This window comes from Streptomyces violaceoruber (assembly GCF_033406955.1).
Classification (GTDB): domain Bacteria; phylum Actinomycetota; class Actinomycetes; order Streptomycetales; family Streptomycetaceae; genus Streptomyces; species Streptomyces violaceoruber.
In genome coordinates, this window is record NZ_CP137734.1 from 2,126,950 (window position 1) to 2,151,394 (window position 24,445).

Here is a 24,445-nt window from a genome sequence, read left to right on the forward strand (position 1 = left end):
ACGGTGCGGGGCGGAGAGGGCGTCAGGGCGTGCCCGGCAGTACGCCGGTCTCGCGGGCGGCGTCGACGAAGATCTCCGCGGCCAGCTCCAGGTCCTGCGGCGTGTGTTCGCAGGTGACGCTGACCCGCAGCCGGGCGTCGCCGAGGGGCACGCCGGGGTAGACCACGGTCTGGCAGAACAGGCCGCGGGCGCGCACCGCCCGGCCCAGCTCCATCGCCCGGCGTTCGTCGCCGATGACGATGGGCAGGATGGCGCTCTCGGAGTGCTCCAGGTCGAACCCGGCGTCCAGGAGCCGGTCCCGCAGCGTGCCGATGTTGGTCCACAGCCGCTTGAGGCGTTCCGGCTCGGACTCGATGACGTCGATGGAGGCGATCAGTCCGGCGGCGACGCCGGCGGGGATGTTCGCGGCGAAGACGTAGGAGTTGGAGTAGTAGCGCAGGTACTCGACGACTTCCTCCTCGCCGACCACGAACCCGCCCATGCCGGCCAGGGTCTTGCTCATGGTGCCCAGCTCCAGGTCGACCTCGCCCTTGAGCCCGAAGTGCTCGGCGGTGCCGGAGCCGCGTACGCCGAGGACACCGGTGGCGTGGGCGTCGTCGATCATCACGCGGGCGTCGTACTCCTTGGCCAGCCGGACGATCTCGGGCAGGTCGCACACGTCGCCGTGCATGCTGAAGACGCCGTCCGCGACGATGAGCCTGCCGCCGGTGCCCTCCGCCGCGCTGCGGCTGAGGATCCGCTCCAGGTCGGCCATGTCGTTGTGCCGGTAGATCTTGCGCACGGCGCCGGAGAGCCGTGCCCCGTCGACGATGCTCATGTGGTTGAGGCGGTCGACGACGAGGGTGTCGTAGCTCTTGACCAGTGCCGAGATGGCACCGAGGTTCGCGGAGTAGCCGCCGGGATAGACGATGCAGGCGGGCCGCTGCTTGAAGGCCGCCAGGCGGCGCTCCAGTTCCTTGTGCAGCATGTTGGTGCCGCCGATGAAGCGGGAGCCGGTGTGGGTGGCACCGTAGGTGCGGGTGGCGTCGACGACGGCCTCGATCACGCTGGGGTGGTTGGCGAGGCCGAGGTAGTTGTTCGAGGCGAACATGAGGAACTCGCGCTTGCGGCCCTCCAGTTCGTCGAAGATGACGGCGCGGCTCCCGCACCGGGAGTGCAGCGGCATGCCGTACCAGTACAGGCGGTCCTTCTCGCGGGAGCGCAGATAGCCGGCGAAGCTGCGGGTCTTGGCGAACAGGTCGGGGTCGCGCTGTTCGGTGAAGTCCTTCATGGAGCGGTGGTCCCAGCCGTCCGCGCCGGGCGCGGGCGCATTCCCGCTCCGGCCGGGGGCCGGGGCCGCCGCGCCCGTCGCCGGTGCCGCCTCCGGGACCGCCGTCCCCGGGGCCGCCGCGACGAGGCCGCGCAGGGCGTCGGCCAGGGCGCGCAGGGTCGTGGCGCCGGCCGCGTCCGGGGCGGCGCCGGTGAGCCCGAGCCGCTCGGTGGCCTCGGCGACGACGGAGGTCAGGACGACCGAGTCGACGCCCAGTTCGCCCTCCAGGTCGGCGTCGAGGCCGAGCTGGTGCCGCTGGTACTGGGTCTGCCGCATGGCGGCCGCGACCACGGCCTCGGTGACGGGGTCGCCGGTCCCTTCCGCCGGGACCGCCGGCAGGGGGCCGGCGGCCGGTGCGGGCCGGTCGTCGCCGGTGCCGGCGAGCGCGGCGCCCACGGCGTCGACGAGTTCGCCGATGGTCGTGGGGCCGGCGGGCAGCGCGGCGGACAGGCCGAAGTGCTCACGGACGGAGACCAGGACGGACTCCATGATGACGGAGTCGATGCCGAGGTCGGCCTCGAAGTGGCTCTCCGGCCGCAGGTGGCTCTCGTCGTACAGGGTGCGGGCGGCGATGACGTGCACGACGCGTTCGCGGATCCGCGCGGTGTCGGGGAGTGCGTCGACGGAGTCGGTCATGCCGCGGTTCCCCCCTCGTTCTGCCGGAGCCGGTCGACCAGGGCGCAGATCGCGTTGACGGACCTGAAGTTCTGCAGGGTGACCTCCGGCAGCGGCACCGTGACGCGGAACTCTCCCTGCAGGTAGTGGACGAGGTCGAAGATGGCGGCGGAGTCGATGATGTTCAGCTCCGCGATGGGGGTGTCCGGCTCCAGGCCTTCGGCGTCGCCGCCCATCCAGGCGTCGGCGATGTAGTCGGTGATCAGTTTCCGAGGAGTCATGGTCGTCCTTGGTTCATCGGTCGTCTGCGCGCGCTTCGGCCGGGCCCGGCCGGCCGCCCTCAGACCGGATCGACGGCGGGCCAGGTCAGGGCGGCGGCACCCCAGGTGAGGCCGCCGCCGAAGGCGGTGAGGAGCACCCGGTCGCCGGGCCGGAGGGTGCCCCGGGCGTGCGCGTGGTCGAGCGCGAGGGGGATGGAGGCGGCGGCGGTGTTGCCCACCTCGGCGATGTTGCTGACGCTGCGCTCGCGGGGGATGCCGATCTCGTCGGCGAGCCGGGCGGTGATGCGGTGGTTGGCCTGGTGGCTGACCAGCCAGTCCACGTCCGCCACCCGCCAGCCCGCCTGGTCGAGCACGCTCTCCGCGCACTCGCCCATGCGCTGGACGGCAAGCCAGAAGACCCGCTTGCCCTCCATGGTGAAGTAGCGGTCGGCGAGATCGTCCGGTGCCGCCGTGCCCGGCCGCGGCGGTCCGCCGGCCGGCACGGTGATCAGGTCCACGCCGGTGCCGTCGCTGCCCAGCCGCAGCGGGCCGAGGGCACCGGTCTCCCCCGGCTCGCCGGCGCGCAGCACGACGGCGCCGGCGCCGTCACCGAAGATCACCGAGGTGGAGCGGTCCTGCGGGTTGAGGATGCGGGAGAAGGTCTCCGCGCCGATGACCAGGACCCGTTCCGCCGCTCCGGACGCGATCAGACCGGACCCCGTGGCGAGTCCGTAGAGGAAGCCGGAGCACACCGCGGACACGTCGAACGCCGGGACCGGGCCGGTGCCCAGCCGGGCCGCCACCGTCGGCGCGGTCGCCGGGCAGGGCCGGTCCGGGGTGGTGGTGGCCACGATGACCGCGTCGATCTCGTCCGGTGTCAGGCGGGCGGACTTCAGTGCCCGCTCGGCCGCGCCCACCGCCAGGTCGGAGGTGAGGGTGCCCTCTTCGGCCACGTAGCGCTGGGCGATCCCCGTACGGGCCCGGATCCACTCGTCCGAGGTGTCCATCGTCCGCTCCAGCTCCGCGTTGGTGACGCACCGGGACGGCAGACAGGAACCGAGGCCGGTCAGCACGGACGCCCGGGTCACCGGGCACCGCCCGCGGAGCGGCCGCGGTGTGCGGTGGGCCTGGTGCGGCGGCGGAGACGGGAAACCACGTGTGTGCTCCTCGCGTGATGGACGGTTTGCCGGCCGGCAGGTGTGGGGAGTGAATCCGAACCCCCCGGCCGCACCGAGTCTGGCCGGGGCCCCTGACCGGGCGCTGACGGCTCACTGACCGCGGCCCCGCCCGGCGGGCGTCCCGCCCCGGGGGTCAGCCAACCGTCAGCGGGCCGTCAGCGCAGCGCCCCAGACTTGCCGGAGCGTCGCAACGCCGCCGCGTCCCTGACCGACACCGACACCCTCGGGCCGGGGCGGCGTTGGGCGAACGATCCACCCAGGAAAGGCGGACCACACTGATGAGCACCACCTACGACAAGCTCGTTGATCTGCTGGTCGACGGTTTCGCGGTGGACCGCGCTGCGATCCGTCCGGACGTGACCTTCGAAGAGCTGGAGATGGACTCGCTGTTCCTCGTGGAACTGCTGCTCGTCATCCAGTCCGAGTTCGGCGTGAAGATCAGCGACGACGCCGCGGTCCCCACGGACACCATCGCCCACGCGGTGGCCCTGGTCGACAACGAGATCGCGGCCACCGCGTCATGACCGACCCCTCCCTCGCCGTGACCGGGCTGGGTCTGGTGACCGCGGCCGGCATGGGCGTCGACGCCACCTGGGAGGGGGTGTTGCGCGGCCGGTCGGCGGGCGCCAGGGACGAGCGGCTCGCCGGACTGCCCGTGGACATCGCCTGTGCGGTGCCGGGCCTGCAACCGGCGCGTCACGTGGACCGGCGCAGCGTCCTGATCCACGACCGCTTCGTCCAGCTGGCGATCGTGGCCGCCCGGGAGGCCGTGGCCGACGCCGGACTCGACCCGCTGACCTGGGACGGCGCCCGGGTGGGCGTGGTCGTCGGCTGCGGGCTCGGCGGGGTGACGACGTGGGAGACCCAGCACCGGCGCCTGCTGGAGCGCGGCCCCGAAGCGGTGTCCGCGCTCCTGGTGCCGATGCTGGTGCCCAACATGGCGGCCGGGCACCTCGCGATGGACCTGCGTGCGCTGGGCCCGAACCTGGTGACGGCGACCGCCTGCGCCTCGGGCGGCACCGCGCTGGGCACCGCGGCCCGGCTGCTGCGGGACGGGACGTGCGACATCGTCGTGGCCGGTGGCACCGAGGCGGGCGTCAGCCCCCTCATGGTCACCGGTTTCGCGCAGATGGGCGCGCTGTCGCGCCGGGTCGACGATCCGGCGGCGGCGTCCAGGCCCTTCGACGCCGACCGGGACGGCTTCGTGATCGGTGAGGGCAGCGGCATGCTCGTCCTGGAGCGCGCGGCGGACGCCGAGGCGCGCGGCGCGACGGTGCGCGCGCGGCTGCTGGGCCACGGCGCGTCGGCGGACGCCCACCACGTCACCGCGCCCGACCCGGAGGGCGCCGGCGCCCTGCGGGCGATGGAGGCGGCCCTCGCCCAGGCGGGCGTCACCGGCCGCGACATCGACCACGTGAACGCGCACGGCACCTCGACCCCGCTCAACGACGCGGTGGAGGCCGCGGTGCTGGGCCGGCTGCTGGGCGACCGGGCGACCGTGACCTCGGCCAAGGGCGTCCTCGGGCACACGCTGGGCGCCGCCGGTGCGATCGAGGCGGCGCTGACCGTGCTCAGCATCGAGCGCTCCACCGTTCCCCCGACCGCGAACCTGCGACGGCGGGACCCGGCCGTCGACCTGGACGTGGTCGCCGACGCTCCGCGGGAGCAGAAGGTGGAGCTGGCGATGAGCAACTCCTTCGGCTTCGGCGGGCAGAACGCGGTCCTGGTCTTCGCCTCCCCGTGACGGCCCGGGCCCGCTGACGGCCCCCGTCGGCGGCCCCTGGCACCCACCCCCGGGCTCTCCTCAAGCCCCCGCCCCACCCCCGGCCCCGGGCGTCCCCGCTCGCGGCACCTCCCGTCGACCTCCGGAAGAAGCTGGCTCGTGACCGGACGAAACCTGATCCTCCAGCGCGTCGTCGGCGCGCTGTACATCCTCGCGGGGATAGGCAAGTTCTTCCCGCAGCTGGAGTCGGTGGAAGGGCGCCTCGACGACGCCTCGGAAGCCAACGACGGGACCGTGATCTCCGGTCCCGTCGACTGGCTGGACCGCCACCCCACCGGCGTGATGTGGTTCGTCGCCGTGGCCATGGTCGCGGCGGGCCTCGCCCTGCTCTGGAACCGCCGGGGGCTGGTGATCGCCGCCCTCTACGGCCAGTTGCTGATGCTGGTGCTGTTCGTGGTGATCCTCGTGAGCAGTGTCCCCGAGATCCTGGTGATGGACGCGGCCTTCTTCGCCGCCGCGATCTACCTCCTGTACCGGTACCACGCGTCACCGGGCGCGCGGACCGCCGCGCCCTCGGGCCCGACCCCGGAAGGCCGGTGACCCGGACATGACCTTCTCGATACCCGCCGACGCGCTCGACGCCCTGGAGGACGAGGTCGTACGGGCGCTGCGCACCACCGACGACCGGGCCCTGACCATCCTCGGCTACGGCGAGGTGACGCTGGTCCTGCGGCTGGAGACCGACGCGGGCACGTTCGCGTGCAAGCGGCTGCCGGTCTTCCCCTCCCGGGAACGGCTGGACCGGCACTCCGCGCTGGTCGACGACTACGTCACGCGGCTGGACAAGGGCGGCGTGGCCGTCGCCGAGACCCGGATGTGGCACCGGCGGCTGCCGGGCGGCCGGGCCGTCGCCTACTGCGTCCAGGAGGCGCTGCCGGAGGGCCGGCTGTGCTCACGGCTGCTGCAGACGGCGGGCGAGGCGTGGTGCGAGGGGTTCTTCGCCCGGTTCCTGGACCGCGTCGAGGCGACCGTCACGCCGCGACTGGGGCTCGACGGGCAGGCCTCCAACTGGATCGACGTGGACGGCGAGTTGGTCTACCTGGACGTGACGACGCCGCTCATCCGCGACGAGCGCGAGCGCGAACTCCTCGACGTGCCGCTGTTCTTCACCTCGCTGCCGTGGCTGGTGCGGGACGTGGTGCGGATGGCGATGACGAAGTCGATCTTCGACAAGTTCTACACGCCGCGCGGTGTGGTCCTCGACTTCCTCGGCAACCTGCACAAGGAGCGGCTGGACCACCTGGTCCCCCGCTTCCTGGAGCAGGCCAACGCCCGCCTGGACCGGCCGCTGGACGCGGAGGAGGTCGGGGCCTACTACCGGGACGACGCACGGATGTGGGAACTCATCCAGCGGCTGCGCAAGGCGGACCGTTTCGTGCACAACAAGATCCTGCGCCGCCCGTATCCGTTCCTGCTGCCCCGCCATGTCGCGCGTTGACACCACCGCCGTACGGCCCGCTCCCGGGCCCCGGCCGGGACCGGTGCACGGGGCGGAACGGGGGTCGGTGCGGGAGGCGGTGTCCCTGACGGACCAGGTGGTTCTCGACGCGTCGCGTCCGCTGTGGATCACGCACCTGAGGCCGGACCCACGGCGGCTCACCCTCGCGGTGGTGTCCATCGCCCGGCTGCGCGAGCGCGGCCCGCACGGCCTTGCCGCCCTGCGGGCCCGGTATCTGACGGCCGCCGAGACGGAGCAGGCCGCGACCCTGCGCGCCCCCCGCCGGCGCCTCGAGTGGCTGGCCGGACGGCTCGCCCTCAAACACGCCGTCAGCGCCCACGGCAGACGGCACTGGGGCCTGGCCCGGGAGCCCCGCACCGTCGAAGTGCGCGCCGTGAGCGGGGGGCTACAGGGCGGCCGGCCGGTCGTGGACGCGCCGGTCGAGGTGGGTCTGACGCACTCGGGGGACTTCGCCGTCGCCGTGTGCGGACCGCACGCGGTCGGCGTCGACCTGGAACACGACCGTCCCATGCCGCCGACCCTCGCCAGGCTGCTCGACGAGGAGTGCGACCCGCGGGCGCCGTCCGCCGACGCCCGGCGCCTGGCGGCCATGCCCGCCACGCTGCGCTGGACCTGCAAGGAGGCCGTGCTCAAGTACTACGGCTTCGGACTGCGGATCGACGCCGGTGAGGTCGCGCTGACCGGCTGGCTGCCGGACGGCCGCTTCACCTGGCGGCCCGGGGGCGGGCTGCTGCGCCACGCCCCCGTCGCCGAGACGCGGCGGCCGGCCGGCTGGGCCGGCGTGGTCGCCGGCCATCACCTGGCGCTGGTGGAAAGGCCGCCGGGCGGCTGAGCCGCGCCCGCCATCCGGGTGTTGCAGATCTTCCGGGCGTTCCGGGCGTGCGCACCGTCCCCAGTGGGATACCGCGTGCACAGCATGCGAAGAGGAGGAAGAGGAGACCGTCATGACGACCCGCAGGACAGACCACATGGCCGCGGCCGTGTCCACGTTCGCCCAGGCGCTGGAGACGGCGGCCGGGACGGCGGCGCTGAGTCCCTCCTCCCACAACTGCCAGCCGTGGGGCCTGGGCCGTGCCACGAGCACCACGGCCCGCCGGTCGGCGGCGGACCTGACCGGCGCGGACGCGGACGAGTACCTGGTCCTCGCCCTCGACCGCGAGCGGGAGCTGACGGCGCTGGCCGCGCACGCGGTGGAGATGGAGGTCAGCTGCGGCGTCTACTGGCGGATCCTGCTCCGCACGCTGGCGGCCCAGGGCTGGACGACGGCGGCGGTGCGCGTCCTGGACGGCGACGCGGACCCCGGCGCGGCGGGGCTGCCCGGCGGCGGCCGCCCGTTCGGTGCCGGATGGCCGACGGCGTGGACGCCGCTGTGCGTGGTGGCGCTGCGCCCCGGGCCGCTCTCCGGAGAACGGCCGGCCGACCTGCACGAGAGCGCCCTCGCCCGCCGCACCCACCGCGGCCCCTACGGGCGGGAGCCGGTGGCCCCCGGGCTGCTGCGCGACCTGGAGGAGCCCGCCACACCCGGAGCCACGGCACACCCGGTCCACCTCCGGCACCTGACCGAGCGGCGCGACCTGCGGGCGTTCGCGGCGTTCGTCGCCCGGCACGCGGGACGCGACTTCGGGCACCGGGCCGCCTGGCGGGAGACCCACTCCTTCGTCCGCCGGGACACCGCGGACGCGACCGCGCGGGGCGACGGGTTCACGCTGGAGCAGCTCTTCGGGCCCATGTCCCGGCCGCGCCGGGCGGCGATGCGCCTCGCGCTGGCCCCGACGACGATGCACCTGCTGGGCAAGGTCGGCTACCACCGGGTGCTGGCCGCCGGTCTCGCCGACGTCGTGCGCCACACTCCGGCCGTGGTGACCATGGGCTTCGCCGGGCAGGCGCCCACACGGGCGGAGCAGCTCGAGGGCGGGGCGCGACTGGCCGACTACTGGTGGCGGGCGACCCGCCACGGCCTGTCCCTGCACCCCATCAGCATCGTCCTCCAGCACGACGACCTGCGCGGCCGGCTGGAGCGGGAACTCTCCCTGCCCGGCCGCACCTTCTTCGTGAGCCGGGTCGGTGTGGCCGGCTCGCCCGCGCCGCGCTCCCACCGGCGCGCGGACGCCGCCGTGCACGTGTCCTTCTGAGCGGAGCGGGTACGAGGGACGGGTACGGGAGCGGCATTCACACGTTTCACGACAAGATCTTCTTGAGGTGGAAACCACTTCGTATCAGTCTCTCACCAGGGCCTCGCAAGCCCCTCTCCAAGTGTGCACACGCGTGCTAAGTTTGGCCGCATGAGGCATATCGGGGGAATCGCAAAGAAAGGTGTCCGGCATCGACTTGCCACCGTCGGTGCCGGCCCGCACGCCACGTACGGTCCCCATCCTTCCTGGACGAAAGTCAACGTATGACGACCCGTGTCCTGGTGTGCTGCGACCGCGTCATCCTGGGCGAGGGAATTCGCGCATTGCTGGAGCGGCACGACATGAAAGTGCAGGTGGAGACCACCCAGCGCGGCTCGCTGGCCACGGCGGCGGAGACCGGGCCCGACATTCTGGTCGGCGTCGCCCCCCTCTTCACCATGGACAGCATCGACAAGCTCACGGAACTCGCACGACTCGGCAAGACGCTTTTGCTGACCAAGCCCGAGAATACCCACCGCGCATTCGAGGCGCTCCGCGTCGGAGTACGCGCCGTATTGTCGGCCGAAACGTCGGTCGAAGAACTGGTGCACGTCATCAGAACCATCACCGAAGTCAATGCCATAATCGCTCCGGAAGAGGCACAGGAAGCCCTGACGCGCTATTGGCGCAGCAAGGCCCCGAAGAACCTCCGCCCCGAACTGACCCCTCGGGAAACGGAAGTCCTCCTCTTACTGACCCAGGGCAAGACCAACACCGAGATGGCCGCGACCCTCTCCGTCTCGCCCACCACCGTCAGGTCCCACGTACACCGGATCCTGCGCAAACTGGGCGCGGCGACCCGTGCGCAGGCCGTGGCCATCGCCTACGAGTCGGGCCTCCTGGGCATCTGCCCGGGTTACGGCACTCCCGCCCGCTGAATGCCCCGGTCCGGCCGTGCCGCTTCGCGTTCCGTGCGGCCCGGCCGGGCATCCCGCACCACGGCCCTTTGTCAGGGCCGTGCCTGGTAGCCGGGTTCCAGGAGTTCGCCGCTCATCTCCTCGACGACCGTCGCCATCGTGTCGAACACGGTGACCAGGTCCCGAAAGGCCTCCGTTTTCATGTCCCGGGAGAATTCGTCCGGCCCGGTCACCGAGATGCTCTCGAAGTAGTGGAATGGGGCATCCTGTTCCGTGCTCACCCGGTGCACGGCGAAGGCGCGCACACTCGGCAGCCGGGGACAGGTCGCGTAGTCGACGTCCCGGACCCAGGCCTCGAAGCGGGCCGGGTCCACTCCGTCGTGCAGACGAATGCGGTGGATGATGACGTCCATCTCTCGGGTCTCCCTGACTGTGCGTTCAGCGGCGGGCCGCGGGACGCCGGCGCCCGAGGCCCAGCGCTCGCGCGACGTTGTTCTTCTGGATCTCGTTGGTGCCGGAGAAGATCCGGGCGGGCAGCGCGTCCCGCAGCAGGGTCTCCGCCTCCCCGTCCATGATCCCCAGCCCACCTCTCAACTGGACGGCGTCCAGTCCGAGTTGTACGGCCGCCTCACTGACCGCGATCTTCGCGAGAGCCGGGCCGACCTCGTCCGCCGTGCCGTCGGACAGGGAACGGGCGGCGCGGTACAGGAGCAGCCGGGCCCCCTCGTAGCGGCCCAGCATGTCGACGATGCGGTGGCTGACCGCCTGGAAGCCGCCGATGGGCGAGCCGAACTGCTCGCGGTCCCGGACGTGGTCCACCGTGGACTCCAGCACCCGGCGCATCGCTCCGAGGTAGGCCGCGAAGAGGCAGGTGCGCTCCCACTTCATCGAGGAGGAGAAGATGCTCGCCCCGGAGCCCTCGGCGCCCAGCACCGCGCCGGCCGGGACGTAGCAGTCGTCGAAGTGGACGTCGGCGGTGGGGGAGCCGCGCAGGCCCACCTTGTCGTACGGACGGCCCACCGTGAGTCCCGGTGTGGAGGCCTCGACCAGGAAGGTGGTCAGTCCGAAGAAGCCGCCCCGCGGATCGGTGGCGGCCTGCACCACGAACACGTCGGCCACGGGGGCGTTGGTGATGAAGCACTTGGAGCCGCTGAGCACATGGCCGTCGTCGAGGGGGCGGGCGCGGGTGCGCAGGTGCAGCGCGTCCGAACCGGCCTCCGGCTCGGTGATGGCGTGCGCGGCGATCCGCTCGCCGGAGCACAGGGCCGGCAACCACGCGGCACGCTGCTCCCCGGTGCCGAACTCGACGATCGGCATGACGGCGGCGAACAGATGCGCGGCGACCGAGAAGGCGAAGCCGGTGTCCGCGCAGCCGTAGCCGAGCGCCTCCATCGTGGCGGCCGCGGACACCGCGTCCAGTCCGCTGCCGCCGTACTCACCGGGCACGGTGGTGCCGGTCAGGCCCTGCTTGCCGGCCAGCAGCCAGCGCCGCCGGAAGTCCTCGGCATCGTCGAAACGGCCGGAGGAGTCCAGCTCGCGCCGGGCGAACCGCACGACCATGTCGCGCAGTTCCCTGGTCTCGGTGTCGAACCCGGCGTCGAAGTCGAAGTTCATCGCGTTGCGTCCGTGCCTTCCTCGATCAACAGGTGGTAATTGATGCCGCCGGTCCCGAACGCGCTCACCGCGGCGCGCCGCGGCCGGCCCGCCCGGGCGGGCCAGGGCCCGGCTTCGGTGGCCACCCGCGCGGGGACGGCGTCCAGGGCGAGGTCGGGGCTGAGTTCGTGCAGGTTGACGCTGGGCGGCAGGGTGGCCTGCCGCAACGCCTGGAGTGTGCGCAGCAGTCCGGCCGCCCCGGCCGCCGCGAAGGTGTGGCCGAGGAAGGACTTGGCGGATCCGATGTCCAGCGGTGCCGTACGCCGTCCCGTGCCGTAGACCTGTGCGGCGGCGGCGACCTCCACGCGGTCGCCCAGGCGGGTGCCGGTGCCGTGGGCCTCCAGGTAGTCCACCTCGTCCGGGCCGAAGTCGACCTGGGCGAAGGCCTGCCGTACGGCCCGCGCCTGGCCGTCGGCGTCGGGGGCGATCAGCGACTTCGCGTCGTTGGACGCGCCGACCGCGCGGAGCACGCCGAACACCCGGTCGCCGTCGCGGCGGGCGTCCGTCAGGCGCTTGAGCAGGAAGAGCGCGCAGCCGTCGCCCGGAGTGAAGCCGTCGGCCCCGGCGTCGAAGGGGGTGATCCTGCTGTGCGACAGCAGGCCCAGCGAGGAGCAGAGCACCATGTCCCGCGCGTTGCAGGGCAGTTCCACGCCACCGGCCACCGCGTAGTCGGCGCCGCCGGAGCGCAGCCGTCCCACGGCCACGTCGACGGCGGCCAGCGAGGAGGCGCAGGCCGCCTCCACCGCCACCGGTACGGCGTCCAGGCCGTGTTCGTTGCCGATGAGCGCCGCGATGCCGCTGGCGACGCAGCCGTCCCAGGTGGTCGGCAGGTCGTCGGGCCCGGCCTCGCCGAACCGGTCCCGCACCAGCTTGGTCACCGCTTCGACGTCGTCCGGCCCCAGTGCGGCGAGCGCGGCGAGGGAGCGGACGTCCGCCTCCAGGTCGTCGAGGCACAGGCCGGTGTGCAGCCGACGTTCCCTGGACAGGCCCAGGTTGCTGCCGACGACGACGGTTCCGACGCCGTCGAGTGCGTGCGGGTCACGCCCGTAGCGGGCGAACATCTCGGCGGCCACGTCGAGTCCGAGGCGCTGGGCCGCGTCCGTCGCCGCGTACCGGTGCGGGGGGATGCGCAGCCCGGGGGGCGGCTGCGTCGGCACCGGGACGGGCGCGCCCAGGTCGGTGTAACTGCGCCCGAGGGCGAGTGCGCCGGGGGCGTGGTAGAGGTCCCGGTCGAACAACTCGGCCGGCAACGGCCCGATCCGGTCCCGCCCGGAGAGCATGGTCCGCCAGAACCCGTCCGCGTCGGGCGAGTCGGCGAAACGACCACCGAACCCGACGATCGCGATGGGCTCCGCCTCCCACGCCCCGGTCTCCCGGCCCGCGGCGGACGCCTGCCCGCCCGGGAACCGCCGCCGGGCCGCACCGGCGGCGCGCGCACCGCCGAGGTGTGCGTCGGCGCCCGCCCCCTGGGGCACGGAGCCGGCCGGTGCGGCTTCCTCCAGGAGCACGTGGCATACGGTGCCGGTCAGTGAGGCGCCCAGGACCGCGGCGCGCCGGGGCGTGCCGTCGGTGGACGGCTCCCAGGGCTCGGCCGCGCGCGGGACGCGGAACGGACCGGTCGTCGGGGCGGGATCCGTGCCGGGCAGCACCGGGGGGACGGTGCGGTGGTGCAGGGCCAGCGCCGCCTTGGTGACACCGGCGAGCCCGGCGTTGGCGAAGGTGTGGCCGAGCCGGTCGCGCACGGTGCCCACGGCCACCGAGTCCCGGGGCGCACCGGCGTGGATCCCGGCGATCGCCTCCTGTTCGGCGCGCCCCACGGCGGCCGTGCCGTATCCGGCGCACTCGACGAGCCGTACGGACCCCGGCGCGACGTCCGCCGTACGGTGCGCGGCCTCGGCGGCGGCCCGGCGGTGCGCGGCCGACAGCGAGTAGCGGAAGATCCCCGGCCGCGCCTCGTGCCGCAGGGCGCAGTCCAGGACCGACGCGTACACCCGGTCGCCGTCCCGCTCCGCGGTCGACCGGCGCTTGAGCAGCAGCGCCCCGAGCCCCTCCGTGAGGACGGGAGCGTCCCCGGCGCCCGCCTCGGAGGGTCGGGCGGCGAACCCCTTGGCCGCCAGCGCCCGCCGCGCGAAACGGCCCTCGTCGCGCTGCCCCACCACGACCAGGACGGCCTCGGCGAGCCCCGCGCGCAGGCTGTCCACGGCGTGCGCGAGAGCCAGGTACGAGGTGGCGTCCGCCGACTCGACGGCGAGGGTGCGCCCGCGCAGCTTGAAGGCCGACGCGATGCGGGCCGGGATCGTACTGGCCATCTCGCCCACCCGGTCGTGCGGTGAGGCGCCCAGCCGGCGCGACAGCGCGTCGTTGAGTTCTTGCCCGGCGGCCCGCGCGTCGATGCCGGTGTCGCGCCAGGCGCCGTCCGCGAGGACCTCCGTCAGGTCCCGGGCGTAGCGGGCGCCGTCGACGCGCAGGGCGTTGGCGTACTGCCGGTCCAGGCCGAGGCAGGTGCCCACGACGACGTCCGTGCGCCCCCGGTCGGCGCCGGAGCCGGTGGCGTCGTCGAGGCACTGGCGGGCCGCCTCCACCATGAGCAGTTGCAGGCGGGCCATGGAGGCGGCCTGGGCCGGCGGGATCCCGAACCGTGCCACGTCGACCTCGATGTCACCGAGGCCGCCGGGCGCGGGTCCGGTGCCGGAGGCGGGCGCCGGACCGTCGGCGAGCAGCAGCCGCCACAGGTCCTCGACGCCGTGGGCTCCCGGATAGAGGGCGGACATCCCGACGATGGCGATGGGTTCGGCGGGGTCCGGCGCAGCCGACGCCGTGTCCGTTTCCGTGACGGTGGGTGTGTCCGTGGCTGTGGGTGTGTCCGTGTCGTTGTCTGACAACTTCTCGTTCCTGTTCACGTGGGCACCGCCCGCGGCCGGCCCCGGGTCGTCAGGCGCTGAGCAGGCTGGTGTCGGCGGGCGCGTACGGCTCGCGCCACAGCGCGGAGGGCACCTTGAGGACCGGGTCCTGCGCGAGGATCTCGGCGTGCCGTCGGCGCAGCAGCGCGCCCGGCTGGACCCCCAGTTCGTCGTCGAGCCGCTTCCTGGCCAGGCGGTACGACTCCAGGGCGTCTCCCTGACGTCCCACCCGGTAGAGGCCGACCATCAGCAGCTCGCAGAACCGCTCGCGCAGTGGGTACTGCGCCACGAGCTGCTGGAGCATGGCGATCGCCTGGGCCTCGCCGCCGCGCAGGAACATCGCGCTGATGAGATCCTCCAGGGCCGTGAGCCTGCGTTCCTCGAACAGGGCCGCGGCGCCCCGGCAGCGCCTGCCCTCACCCGCGTCGATGAGGGCGGGCCCGCGCCACAGCCGCAGACCGGTCTCCAGCAGTTCGACGGCGCGCGTGGGGTCGGCGGGGAGCAGGGCGGCGCCCTGCGAGACGAGTCTCAGGAAGCGGTTGCCGTCCACGCACTGCGGGTCGATCTCCAGCAGGTAGCCGCCGAGCACGGAACGCAGGATGCCGCCCGCCCGCTCGGGGCAGGCACGCTCGTTGAGCACTTTCCGGGCCCGCGCGGCGTGCGCCTGGAGGGCGTTGAGGACGTTGTCGGGCGGGGTCGCGCCCCACAGTTCGTCCACCAGGTCCGCGAGCGACACGGCACGGCCCGCGTCGATGGCGAGCGTCGCCACCAGCGTACGGACCTTGCCGGCCCGGATGCCGCCGCCGCTGTGCGACGTGTCGATCGATACGGGTCCCAATATGTTGATTTCCACGCATCCCCCGAAGTTGTACAGGCTGGGTCCGTGGTCCGAGGGGTCGGCCGCGCGGCCGACCGTCCTGCCGGTCCGGGCCGTCCTCGCGCGTTCTCCGCACTCCCATGAGCGGATGGGGTGCCGGTCGCGGCCGTCCTGACCGGCCGCGACGGGGTGCCGCCCGATCTTTGGCTGGCTCCGGACCAGTTTTCGAACCGGGTCCATCGTGGCAAGCACTCCCCCACCCGTCATCCACCGAACGATCGGATTCGGGCCTCAACACAGGACGGGTGATTCCCGACACCACCGTCAATGTGTTGAGGCCGTACCGCACTCCGGTTCAACGGAACTGAACGACGCAAACGAAGCACCCCACCGGGGTGCGACGGCGGTGGACCGGCATGATGGTGGCTGCGGCCCTCGGTGGGGGCCGCAGATGTTTGCCCGTCGAGCCGAAAGAGGAAGATGAACGGGATGTTCACCGCGGTCAGAGGGCAGAGAAGAAGAGTGGTGTAAGCCGTGCACATTGTCATCATGGGCTGCGGGCGCGTGGGCTCCGCGCTCGCCCAGGCCCTGGAGCAGCAGGGGCACACGGTCGCCGTGATCGACCGGGACCCCACCTCCTTCCGTCGCCTCGGTTCCTCCTTCGGCGGCCGCCGCGTCACCGGCATCGGCTTCGACCAGGACACCCTGCGCGAGGCGGGCATCGAGGAGGCCGGCGCCTTCGCCGCCGTCTCCAGCGGCGACAACTCCAACATCATCGCCGCCCGCGTGGCCCGCGAGATGTTCGGTGTGGAGAACGTCGCCGCCCGCATCTACGACCCGCGCCGCGCCGAGGTCTACCAGCGCCTGGGCATCCCCACCGTGGCCACCGTCCGCTGGACGGCCGACCAGATGCTGCGCCGGCTGCTCCCCTCGGGTGCCGAGCCGCTGTGGCGCGACCCCACCGGAGGCGTCCAGCTGGCCGAGGTGCACACGTCCTCGTCCTGGGTGGGCCACAAGATCAGCCGGCTCCAGGAGGAGACGGGCGTGCGGGTGGCCTTCGTCACCCGGCTCGGGGAGGCGATCCTGCCGTCCTCGCAGACCGTCCTTCAGGAGGGTGACCTCGTGCACGTCATGATGCGCACCGACGAGGTCCACAAGGTCGAGGCGGCGTTCGCCAAGGGTCCCGAAGAGGAGGGCGGTCACTGATGAGGGTCGCCATTGCCGGAGCCGGCGCGGTCGGCCGTTCGATCGCGGGCGAGCTGCTGGAGAACGGCCACGAGGTCCTGCTCATCGACAAGGCGCCGACCGCCATCTCGGTCGAACGCGTCCCGATGGCGGAGTGGCTGCTCGCCGACGCCTGCGAGATCACGTCCCTGGACGAGGCGGCGCTCCAGCGCTGCAACGTGGTCATCGCCGCGACGGGCGACGACAAGGTCAACCTCGTCGTCTCGCTGCTGGCCAAGACGGAGTACGGCGTTCCGCGCGTCGTCGCCCGGGTGAACAACCCGAAGAACGAGTGGCTCTTCAACGAGTCCTGGGGCGTGGACGTGGCCGTTTCCACCCCGCGGCTGATGTCGGCCCTGGTGGAGGAGGCGGTGAGCGTCGGCGACCTGGTCCGGCTGCTGCGCTTCAGCCACGGCGACGCGAACCTGGTCGAGCTGACGCTGCCGGAGGAGTCGGCCCTGGCCGGTACCCAGGTCGGCGACGTCCAGTGGCCGGAGGACACCTCACTGGTGACGATCATCCGCGGCACCCGCGTGCTGACGCCGTCCCGGGAGGACTCCCTGGAGGCGGGCGACGAGCTGCTCTTCGTCGCCGCTCAGGCCCGTGAGGAGCAGCTGGAGGACCTGCTGTCGGCACGCCGACAGCCCGACGGCACGCTCTGACGGGACGCTCCGACGAAGCGGTCCCGTCCGACCGTGCCGTCGGGGCACAGGACGGCAGTACGGCGGTGGGGCGCCCGGAATTCTCCGGGCGCCCCACCGCCGTACTGTCCCGTCCCGTCCGTCAGGCCTTGCGGTGCCTGCCGCCGCGCAGGTCCGCGGCCTCCCCGTCGGCCTCGGACGGCCCCGGCAGGGCGCCGCCGGCCTCCGACTGGTCGCGTTCGCGCCGCTCCCGCTCGGCCTTCTCCGCCTTCTCGGCTTCTTCCGCCGCCTCCATCTCCGCGAACACGTCGATGGGAGCCGGCGCCTTGGCCAGGAAGACCCAGGTCAGCCAGACGGCGAGCAGGAAGGGCGGAATCTTCAGGGTGACCAGGACCCAGCCGAGCTGCTCGGTGTCCGCCCACCAGTACAGCGGGAAGAGGATCGCGCTCTTGGCGAGCAGGATCAGGCCCCACGCGTAGCTGGCCTTGGTGTACGCCTTCTTGCGGCCGGGGTTGCGGGTGCGCCAGGAGAGGTTCTCCTTGAAGACCGGGCCGAGGATCAGGCCGATCAGCGGCACGCCGGCCAGCGAGGTGACGATGTACGCCAGCGCCAGGCCCAGGGTGTAGAGCATGCCCGGCAGATAGAAGTTCTTGGCGTTGTCGGTCATCATCGCGAAGACCACGCCGAAGGCGACACCGAAGACCCCGCTGAACGCGTGCTTGACGGTGTCCTTCATCACGAGCCGGACGACGACCAGCACCACCGACACGGCCAGGGCCGCGAACGCCGACATGTGCAGGTCGTTGTTGAGGGTGAAGATGGTGACGAAGAGCAGGCCCGGCAGCACCGTCTCGATCATGCCCCGCACGCCGCCGAACGCCTCGAACAGCGCGGCCTCCGTCACCGCCCGGGCGTCGTCGGCCTCTGTCGTCTCTTCGGTCGGCTTGTCGAGCGACGTCACCGGCTACTCCCGTCCGAGGGGTCTCAGTTCGTATTTCGGGTTGAAGAGCACCCGGCGGCCGTGGCTCATGGAGATCCGGCCCGATGCGATGAGCTTGCGCCCCGGCTCTATGCCCACGATGGAGCGTCTGCCCAGCCACACCACGTCCAGGGCGGCGGAACCGTCGAACAGCTCGGCCTCCAGGGCCGGAACGCCCGCACGCGGTCGCAGGGTGACCGTGCGCAAGGTACCAGTAACCGACACGACCTGCCGGTCCTGGCAGTCTCCGATACGCGTGCAGCCGGCGGTGTCGGCGTCCTCGCGCAGTTCCTCCGACTCCAGGTCCTCCTGCGACGTGGAGAGCCGGTCGAACATGCGCCGGAACCGGCCCACCGGCTTGTCGGAACGCGGAGCAGCACTCATATCTGAAGCGTACCGGGGCACGCCGACAGCCATGCACCCCGCTCGGGGCGGGATGGCGAGGCTCACTTCTCGAAGCGGTAGCCCATGCCCGGCTCGGTGATGAAGTGCCGCGGGTGCGCGGGGTCCGCCTCCAGCTTGCGGCGCAGCTGGGCCATGTAGACCCGCAGGTAGTTCGTCTCCGTCCCGTACGACGGCCCCCACACCTCCTGCAGCAGCTGCTTCTGGCTGACCAGGCGCCCCGTGTTGCGCACCAGCACTTCCAGCAGATGCCACTCGGTGGGCGTCAGGCGTACGTCCCGGCCGCCCCGGTTGACCTTCTTCGCGGCCAGGTCGACGGTGAACTCCGGGGTGTCCACGACGACCTCGTCCTCGCCGCCGGGTACGGGCTCGGCCCGGCGGACGGCGGCCCGCAGCCGGGCCAGCAGCTCGTCCATGCCGAAGGGCTTGGTGACGTAGTCGTCGGCGCCCGCGTCGAGCGCCTCGACCTTCTCGTCGGAGGAGTGCCGGGCGGACAGCACCAGGATCGGCACCCGGGTCCAGCCGCGCAGCCCCCTGATCACCTCGACGCCGTCCATGTCGGGCAGGCCCAGGTCCAGGACCACCACGTCGGGGTGCCGGGCGGCGGCGAGCTGGAGGGCGGTGGCGCCGTCGTGGGCGGCGTCGACCTCGTAGTGCCGTGCCTTGAGGTTGATCACGAGGGCCCGCACGATCTGCGGTTCGTCGTCGATCACGAGCACCCGGGTCACAGGGCGGCCTGCCTTTCTGCTGTCGCGGGACGGGAGCCTTCTGCTGTCGCGGGACGGGAGGTCGGCGCGGACGAGCCCACCGCGCGGAGGGTGAGGACCATGGTGAGGCCGCCGCCGGGGGTGTCCTCGGCGTTCAGGGTGCCGCCCATCGCCTCGGCGAAACCGCGGGCCACGGCCAGGCCCAGTCCCACCCCGGCCCCGCGCGGGGCGTCGCCGTAGCGCTGGAAGGGCTCGAAGATGCGGTCCTTGGCCTCGTCCGGCACTCCCGGCCCCCGGTCGACGACGCGCACCTCGACGCGGTCGGCGAGGGCGCTGGCGGCGACCAGGACGGTCCGGTCGTCCGGACTGTACTTGACGGCGTTCTCCACCAGGTTGGCCAGCGCCCGCTCCAGGAGCCCGGCGTCCACGGCGACCATGGGCAGCGTCTCGGGGATGTCCAGCTCCGCGCTTCCCTCGGGGACCCCGCCGAGCGCCATCGGCGCCACCTCGTCCACGTCGATCTCGCGGATCAGCGGGGTGACGGTGCCGGTCTGGAGGCGGGACATGTCGAGCAGGTTGCCCACCAGGTGGTCGAGGCGGTCGGCGCCCTCCTCGATGCCCTCGAGCAGCTCCGCCCGGTCCTCCTCGGACCAGGCCACGTCGTCGGACCTGAGGCTGGTCACCGCCGCCTTGATCCCGGCCAGCGGGGTGCGCAGGTCGTGGCTGACGGCGGCCAGCAGCGCCGTGCGGATGCGGTTGCCCTCGGCCAGCGTGCGGGCCCGGTCGGCCTCCTCGCGCAGGCGGCGGCGGTCCAGGACGACGGCGGCCTGGGCGGCGAAGGCGGCCAGCACCCGGCGGTCCTCGGCGGGCAGGACCCGGCCGGTCAGCGCGAGGGCCATGTGGTCGCCGACGGGCATGTCCACGTCCGCGTCCTCCGGGCGGTCGACCGGCGGTCCGGAACCGGCGCGGCCCGCACAGGTCCAGGGCGCCACGTCGCCCTCCCGCTCCAGGAGGGCGGCCGACTCCATGCCGAAGGTCTCGCGCACCCGCTCCAGGAGCGTCTCCAGGCTGGTCTCGCCGCGCAGCACGTCACCGGCGAGGAAGGACAGGATCTCCGACTCGGCACGCAGCCGGGCCGCCTGGTGGGTACGGCGGGCCGCGACGTCGACGACCGAGGCGACGGAGAGCGCCACGCCCACGAATATGGCGAGCGCAAGCATGTTCCTGGGGTCGGCGATGGTGATCCGGTTGACGGGCGGCGTGAAGTACCAGTTCAGCAGCAGCGACCCGACCGCGGCCGAGGCGAGCGCCGGGTACAGCCCGCCGAGCAGGGCGGCGGCGACGGTGAGCGCCAGGTAGAGCAGGACGTCGTTGGCGAGCCCGAGGTGGACCGTGCTGAGCAGCAGCGTCAGCAGCACCGGGCCGCCCAGGCCCGCGAACCAGCCCCAGACGATCCGGGACCGGCCGAGCCGCGCGCCCCTGGCCACCGGCAGCCCGCGCCCCTTGGCGACCTCCTCGTGGGTCACGATGTGGACGTCCAGGTCGGAGCCGGACTCCCGGGCGACGGTGGCGCCGACGCCGGGTCCGAAGACGTACTGCCAGGCCTTGCGGCGCGAGGAGCCGAGGACGATCTGGGTGGCGTTGACGCCGCGGGCGAAGTCGAGCAGCGCGGCCGGTATGTCCTCGCCGAGCACGTGGTGGAAGGTGCCGCCGAGGTCCTCCACGAGGGTGCGCTGGACCGCCAGCTCCTTCGGAGAGGCCGAGGTCAGCCCGTCGCTGCGGGCTATGTAGACCGCCAGCACCTCGCCGCCGGCGCCCTTCTCGGCCAGGCGCGCGGCCCGGCGTATCAGCGTCCGGCCCTCGGGGCCGCCGGTCAGGCCGACCACGATGCGTTCGCGCGAGCCCCAGATCTTCGAGACCCGGTGCTCGCTGCGGTACTGCTGGAGGTACTCGTCGGCCCGGTCCGCGACCCAGAGCAGGGCCAGCTCGCGCAGGGCGGTGAGGTTGCCGGGGCGGAAGTAGTTGGACAGGGCCGCGTCGACCTTGTCCGACTGGTAGATGTTGCCGTGGGCCATGCGGCGGCGCAGCGCCTGCGGCGACATGTCGACCAGTTCGATCTGGTCCGCGCGCCGCACCACCTCGTCCGGCACGGTCTCGCGCTGCCGTACGCCGGTGATGGACTCCACGACGTCGCCGAGTGACTCCAGGTGCTGGATGTTGACGGTCGAGACGACGTCGATGCCGGCGGCGAGGAGTTCCTCGACGTCCTGCCAGCGCTTGGCGTTGCGCACGCCGGGGACGTTGGTGTGGGCCAGCTCGTCCACCAGCGCCACCCGGGGGGCGCGGGCCAGTACCGCGTCCAGGTCCAGCTCGGTGAAGGCCGCGCCCCGGTACTCGGCCTCCCGGCGCGGCACCTGTTCCAGGCCGCGCAGCATCACCTCGGTGCGTGCCCTGCCGTGGTGCTCGACGAGGGCCACGACGCAGTCGGTGCCCCGTTCGACGCGCCGGTGGGCCTCGGAGAGCATCGCGTACGTCTTGCCGACGCCCGGTGCCGCACCGAGGTAGATCCGAAGCTTGCCGCGTCCCATGGCCTCATTGTCTTCCGGTCACCGCTGACTGCGCAGCGTCGACCCTACGACCCACAATGGCGGCAAAAGGGGCGGGGGTGCGGATGCCGGTCGTCCTTGACGGAACCCTGACGGCCGCCCGCTCCCGGCGGCGTCACTCCTCGACGATCTCCCCGTCCCGCAGCTCCAGCACCCGGTCGGCGAGGTCGAGCAGGGTGGCGTCGTGGGTGGCGACCAGGGCGGTGACCTGCTCGCTGCGTACGACGGCCCGCAGCAGCTCCATCACCGAGTGCCCGGTCTCGGCGTCCAGCTGGCCGGTGGGTTCGTCGGCGATCAGGAGGGCCGGGTTGTTGGCGAGGGCGCGGGCGATGGCGACCCGCTGCTGCTGCCCGCCGGACATCTCGCCGGGGCGCTGGGCGGCGTGGTCGGCGAGGCCGACCAGGGAGAGCAGCAGCTCGACGCGTTCCTCGCGTTCGCGCGCCGCGGCCCGGCGCAGCCGCATCGGCACGCCGACGTTCTCGGCGGCGGTGAGGATCGGGATGAGCCCGAAGGACTGGAAGACGAAGCCGACCCGGTCCCGGCGCAGCGCGAGCAGTCCGTCCTCATCCAGCTCCGCGAGGTCCCGGCCGTCGACCTCGACCCGCCCGGCGTCCGGGGTGTCGAGACCGCCGACGATGTTGAGCAGGGTGGTCTTCCCGGAGCCCGACCGCCCCTTGAGCGCGATCAGCTCACCGCGCGGCACGTCGAAGGAGACGCCGCGCAGGGCGTGTACGGCGGCGCTGTCCCGGCCGTACGACTTGCGCACGTCCTCGACGCGCACCATGGTCTCCGTGACCACCTGGGTCATGTCGTGCCCTCCCCCGTCGTACTCGCTGAACCGGGCGCCAGTATCACCGGCTGCGGCGGACGGATCAACGGCCGGGGCCCGATCGGCGCCGCACGGCCCTGCCGGCCGGCAGCGCGAAGGGCCGCGTCCTCCTGGGGACGCGGCCCTCGTGGCGCGCGCGTACGGCCGGCGGCCGTACCGGGTCCTCGCCTACCGCACCTCGGTGATCTCCGGTCCGCGCTGGAGCTGGCCCATGCCGCCGGCGAAGCGGGAGCCCTCCTCCTGCTGCACGCCCTCGGGGACCATCTGCGCGTCGTTCGGCAGCTTCAGGACGATCGGGTCGCGGGGGGCCATCGGGCCCTCGCCGCGGACGACGACCGTGTCCCGGAAGATCTGCTCCAGCAGACCGGCGGCCTGCGGCTGCACCGCGCCCTGGCCCGAGATCACACCGCGCAGGAACCAGCGGGGCCCGTCCACACCGACGAACCGCACGACCTGGAAACCGCCCGTGCCGTCGGGCAGCTGCACCGGGACCTGGGCCCGCAGCTCCCAGCCCAGCGGACCCTCGACCTCGTCGATGATGCCGCCCTGCTGGGTGATGCCGGAGCCGATCTCCTCGCGCACCTCGCCCCAGATGCCCTCGCGCTTGGGCGCGGCGAAGCCCTGGAGCTGGATGGCGCTGTCGCGCAGCACGACGGTCGCGGCGACGATCGCGTCGCCCGCGACCTCCACCCGCAGTTCCATGCCGTCGACGCCGGGGATGAACAGGCCGCCCAGGTCGACGCGGCCCTCGCCCGGGTCGCGGACCTCGGTGCTGTCCCAGGGCCCGTCGGGGCGCGGCTCGGGCTCGAGCCGCACGCGTTCGCGCTCTTCGTCCGCCTCGGTGTCGACGCTGTCGACGACCTGCTCGGTCTCGCCGGCCGCGTCCTCGGCGGCGTCGTTCTTCTTGCGACGTCCGAACACGTCACTGTCCTTCCCGGTCGGATACGACCGAAGCGTATCGATTCCCACCCGTCGGGCCGCCTTCGGCGACCTGACCGCTTGTGCCGCTTGCAGGGTCCAGCCCGGCGTGGCCGCCGGTGGACCCGAAGCCCCCCTCGGCCCGCGCCGAGCCGGGAAGTTCCGCGACCTGACGGAAGCGGACCCTCTCGACCTGCTGGACGACCAGTTGGGCAATCCGGTCGAAGCGCTCGAACCGCACGCTCTCGCGCGGGTCGAGATTCACCACGATCACCTTGATCTCCCCACGGTACCCGGCATCAATCGTCCCCGGGGCATTCACCAGGGCGACGCCGCAGCGTGCGGCCAGTCCGGAACGTGGGTGCACGAAGGCCGCGTACCCCTCGGGGAGGGCGACAGACACGCCGGTGGGCAGGACGGCGCGTTCACCGGGCGCCAGCTCCCGCTCGACGGTGGTGCGCAGGTCGGCGCCCGCGTCCCCGGGCTGCGCGTACGCCGGGAGCGGTACGTCGGGGTCGACGCGGCGGATGAGCACCTCCAGGCCGGCGCGGCTCACGGGTTCACCTCGAAGGCGCGGGCGCGACGGAGCTGGTCGGGGTCGTCCATGGCGGCGCGGATCTCCTCCTCGCGGCCGTTCTGGACGAAGTGATCGACCTTGACCTCGATGAAGAGGGCGTCGGCGCGGACGGCGACGGGACCGTCGGGCCCGCCGATCCGGCCGGTGGCCGTGGAGTAGATCTTCCGGCCGGCCACCGCGGTGACCTCGGCCTCCAGGTACAGCGTGGTGTCCACGGGCACCGGCCGCCGGAAGTCGGTCTCGAGCCGTCCGGTCACCGCGATCGTGCGCAGCAGCCAGTTCAGCGAGCCCAGCGTCTCGTCCAGGGCGGTGGCCAGCACGCCGCCGTGCGCCAGACCGGGAGCGCCCTGGTGGGCCGGGCGGACGGTGAACTCGGCGGTGATCGACACGCCTTCGCCCGCGCGCGCCTGGAGGTGCAGTCCGTGCGGCTGGTCGCCGCCGCAGCCGAAGCACTGGCCGTAGTGGGCGCCGAGCAGCTCGCCGGGGGCGGGCGCGTCGGGGTGCCGTACGGGTTTCACGGCGTCGGCGGGGGGCTGAAGACCTGGGGAAGTACCACTCAC

The 24,445-nt window shown here is 72.9% G+C and carries 24 protein-coding genes; 9 read left to right on the forward strand and 15 right to left on the reverse strand.

Annotation, left to right across the window (positions count from 1 at the left end; translation table 11 throughout):
- Window positions 1-22: 22 nt before the first annotated feature.
- Genes R2E43_RS09170 through R2E43_RS09180 form a run of 3 tightly spaced genes read right to left on the reverse strand, consistent with a single transcriptional unit; the run spans window position 23 to window position 3,272 of the window.
- Window positions 23-1,945, reverse strand: coding sequence for an aminotransferase class I/II-fold pyridoxal phosphate-dependent enzyme (locus R2E43_RS09170; protein ID WP_011030515.1), 1,923 nt, complete (start codon window positions 1,943-1,945; stop codon window positions 23-25).
- The gene (locus tag R2E43_RS09175) at window positions 1,942-2,205 is read right to left on the reverse strand and encodes an acyl carrier protein (protein ID WP_003973132.1); all 264 of its coding nucleotides are present in this window, start codon (window positions 2,203-2,205) and stop codon (window positions 1,942-1,944) included. The genes R2E43_RS09170 and R2E43_RS09175 overlap by 4 nt, the downstream gene beginning before the upstream one ends.
- Before the next feature lie 59 nt (window positions 2,206-2,264).
- Window positions 2,265-3,272, reverse strand: coding sequence for a beta-ketoacyl-ACP synthase III (locus R2E43_RS09180; protein WP_030864959.1), 1,008 nt, complete (start codon window positions 3,270-3,272; stop codon window positions 2,265-2,267).
- Between the two features lie 368 nt (window positions 3,273-3,640).
- On the opposite strand from R2E43_RS09180, the gene R2E43_RS09185 reads away from it, so the two are divergent.
- The 7 genes from R2E43_RS09185 to R2E43_RS09215 all read left to right on the forward strand — a co-directional run bounded on the left by R2E43_RS09185 (window position 3,641) and on the right by R2E43_RS09215 (window position 9,653).
- Window positions 3,641-3,886: an acyl carrier protein gene (locus R2E43_RS09185; protein ID WP_003973134.1), complete on the forward strand. Its 246-nt coding sequence runs from the start codon at window positions 3,641-3,643 to the stop codon at window positions 3,884-3,886.
- Window positions 3,883-5,106: a beta-ketoacyl-[acyl-carrier-protein] synthase family protein gene (locus tag R2E43_RS09190; protein ID WP_011030513.1), complete on the forward strand. Its 1,224-nt coding sequence runs from the start codon at window positions 3,883-3,885 to the stop codon at window positions 5,104-5,106. Before R2E43_RS09185 ends, R2E43_RS09190 begins: the two co-directional genes overlap by 4 nt.
- A 138-nt stretch (window positions 5,107-5,244) precedes the next feature.
- Window positions 5,245-5,685 carry a DUF6041 domain-containing protein gene (locus R2E43_RS09195; RefSeq protein ID WP_003973136.1) on the forward strand — a complete coding sequence of 147 codons (441 nt, stop codon included), beginning with the start codon at window positions 5,245-5,247 and terminating at the stop codon, window positions 5,683-5,685.
- A gap of 7 nt (window positions 5,686-5,692) precedes the next feature.
- Complete coding sequence (locus tag R2E43_RS09200; protein ID WP_332056102.1) at window positions 5,693-6,583, forward strand: DUF6206 family protein; 891 nt, start codon at window positions 5,693-5,695, stop codon at window positions 6,581-6,583.
- On the forward strand, window positions 6,570-7,436 hold the full coding sequence (locus tag R2E43_RS09205) for a 4'-phosphopantetheinyl transferase family protein (protein ID WP_161270249.1): 867 nt from the start codon (window positions 6,570-6,572) through the stop codon (window positions 7,434-7,436). Before R2E43_RS09200 ends, R2E43_RS09205 begins: the two co-directional genes overlap by 14 nt.
- 112 nt (window positions 7,437-7,548) lie before the next feature.
- Window positions 7,549-8,736 carry a nitroreductase family protein gene (locus R2E43_RS09210; protein ID WP_332056103.1) on the forward strand — a complete coding sequence of 396 codons (1,188 nt, stop codon included), beginning with the start codon at window positions 7,549-7,551 and terminating at the stop codon, window positions 8,734-8,736.
- Window positions 8,737-8,999: 263 nt separating this feature from the next.
- Window positions 9,000-9,653: a response regulator transcription factor gene (locus R2E43_RS09215; protein WP_003973140.1), complete on the forward strand. Its 654-nt coding sequence runs from the start codon at window positions 9,000-9,002 to the stop codon at window positions 9,651-9,653.
- A gap of 71 nt (window positions 9,654-9,724) precedes the next feature.
- Here R2E43_RS09215 and R2E43_RS09220 read toward each other — a convergent pair whose 3' ends face one another.
- The 4 genes from R2E43_RS09220 to R2E43_RS09235 are packed head-to-tail and all read right to left on the reverse strand — an operon-like array spanning window position 9,725 to window position 15,038.
- A complete protein-coding gene (locus R2E43_RS09220; protein ID WP_011030510.1) occupies window positions 9,725-10,045 on the reverse strand; it encodes a RedY protein in 321 nt (106 codons plus the stop codon).
- 25 nt (window positions 10,046-10,070) lie between these two features.
- Window positions 10,071-11,246: an L-prolyl-[peptidyl-carrier protein] dehydrogenase gene (gene redW, locus R2E43_RS09225; protein ID WP_332056104.1), complete on the reverse strand. Its 1,176-nt coding sequence runs from the start codon at window positions 11,244-11,246 to the stop codon at window positions 10,071-10,073.
- Window positions 11,243-14,167 (reverse strand): beta-ketoacyl [acyl carrier protein] synthase domain-containing protein, encoded by a 2,925-nt coding sequence (locus R2E43_RS09230; protein ID WP_332056105.1) that lies wholly within the window; start codon window positions 14,165-14,167, stop codon window positions 11,243-11,245. The genes redW and R2E43_RS09230 overlap by 4 nt, the downstream gene beginning before the upstream one ends.
- Window positions 14,168-14,216: 49 nt before the next feature.
- Window positions 14,217-15,038 carry an AfsR/SARP family transcriptional regulator gene (locus R2E43_RS09235; RefSeq protein ID WP_234328624.1) on the reverse strand — a complete coding sequence of 274 codons (822 nt, stop codon included), beginning with the start codon at window positions 15,036-15,038 and terminating at the stop codon, window positions 14,217-14,219.
- 498 nt (window positions 15,039-15,536) lie between these two features.
- Here R2E43_RS09235 and R2E43_RS09240 point away from each other — a divergent pair, with 498 nt between their 5' ends.
- Both R2E43_RS09240 and R2E43_RS09245 read left to right on the forward strand, forming a co-directional pair.
- On the forward strand, window positions 15,537-16,208 hold the full coding sequence (locus R2E43_RS09240; RefSeq protein ID WP_003973145.1) for a potassium channel family protein: 672 nt from the start codon (window positions 15,537-15,539) through the stop codon (window positions 16,206-16,208).
- On the forward strand, window positions 16,208-16,888 hold the full coding sequence (locus tag R2E43_RS09245; RefSeq protein WP_003973146.1) for a potassium channel family protein: 681 nt from the start codon (window positions 16,208-16,210) through the stop codon (window positions 16,886-16,888). The genes R2E43_RS09240 and R2E43_RS09245 overlap by 1 nt, the downstream gene beginning before the upstream one ends.
- Window positions 16,889-17,009: 121 nt before the next feature.
- Here the strand turns inward: R2E43_RS09245 and R2E43_RS09250 are convergent, their stop codons facing one another.
- The 8 genes from R2E43_RS09250 to R2E43_RS09285 all read right to left on the reverse strand — a co-directional run bounded on the left by R2E43_RS09250 (window position 17,010) and on the right by R2E43_RS09285 (window position 24,445).
- On the reverse strand, window positions 17,010-17,828 hold the full coding sequence (locus R2E43_RS09250) for a DUF3159 domain-containing protein (RefSeq protein WP_332056106.1): 819 nt from the start codon (window positions 17,826-17,828) through the stop codon (window positions 17,010-17,012).
- Window positions 17,829-17,831: 3 nt separating this feature from the next.
- The gene (locus R2E43_RS09255) at window positions 17,832-18,230 is read right to left on the reverse strand and encodes an OB-fold nucleic acid binding domain-containing protein (RefSeq protein ID WP_016327459.1); all 399 of its coding nucleotides are present in this window, start codon (window positions 18,228-18,230) and stop codon (window positions 17,832-17,834) included.
- Window positions 18,231-18,292: 62 nt separating this feature from the next.
- Complete coding sequence (locus tag R2E43_RS09260) at window positions 18,293-18,976, reverse strand: response regulator (RefSeq protein ID WP_003973149.1); 684 nt, start codon at window positions 18,974-18,976, stop codon at window positions 18,293-18,295.
- Entirely contained in the window at window positions 18,973-21,543 is a 2,571-nt protein-coding gene (locus tag R2E43_RS09265) for a sensor histidine kinase (RefSeq protein WP_003973150.1), read from the reverse strand. The genes R2E43_RS09260 and R2E43_RS09265 overlap by 4 nt, the downstream gene beginning before the upstream one ends.
- A gap of 133 nt (window positions 21,544-21,676) precedes the next feature.
- Window positions 21,677-22,369: an ABC transporter ATP-binding protein gene (locus R2E43_RS09270; protein ID WP_003973151.1), complete on the reverse strand. Its 693-nt coding sequence runs from the start codon at window positions 22,367-22,369 to the stop codon at window positions 21,677-21,679.
- Window positions 22,370-22,558: 189 nt separating this feature from the next.
- Window positions 22,559-23,311, reverse strand: coding sequence for a DUF3710 domain-containing protein (locus R2E43_RS09275; RefSeq protein ID WP_003973152.1), 753 nt, complete (start codon window positions 23,309-23,311; stop codon window positions 22,559-22,561).
- Between the two features lies 1 nt (window position 23,312).
- Window positions 23,313-23,864: a dUTP diphosphatase gene (gene dut / locus R2E43_RS09280; protein ID WP_003973153.1), complete on the reverse strand. Its 552-nt coding sequence runs from the start codon at window positions 23,862-23,864 to the stop codon at window positions 23,313-23,315.
- Window positions 23,861-24,445: a PaaI family thioesterase gene (locus R2E43_RS09285; protein WP_003973154.1), complete on the reverse strand. Its 585-nt coding sequence runs from the start codon at window positions 24,443-24,445 to the stop codon at window positions 23,861-23,863. Before R2E43_RS09285 ends, dut begins: the two co-directional genes overlap by 4 nt.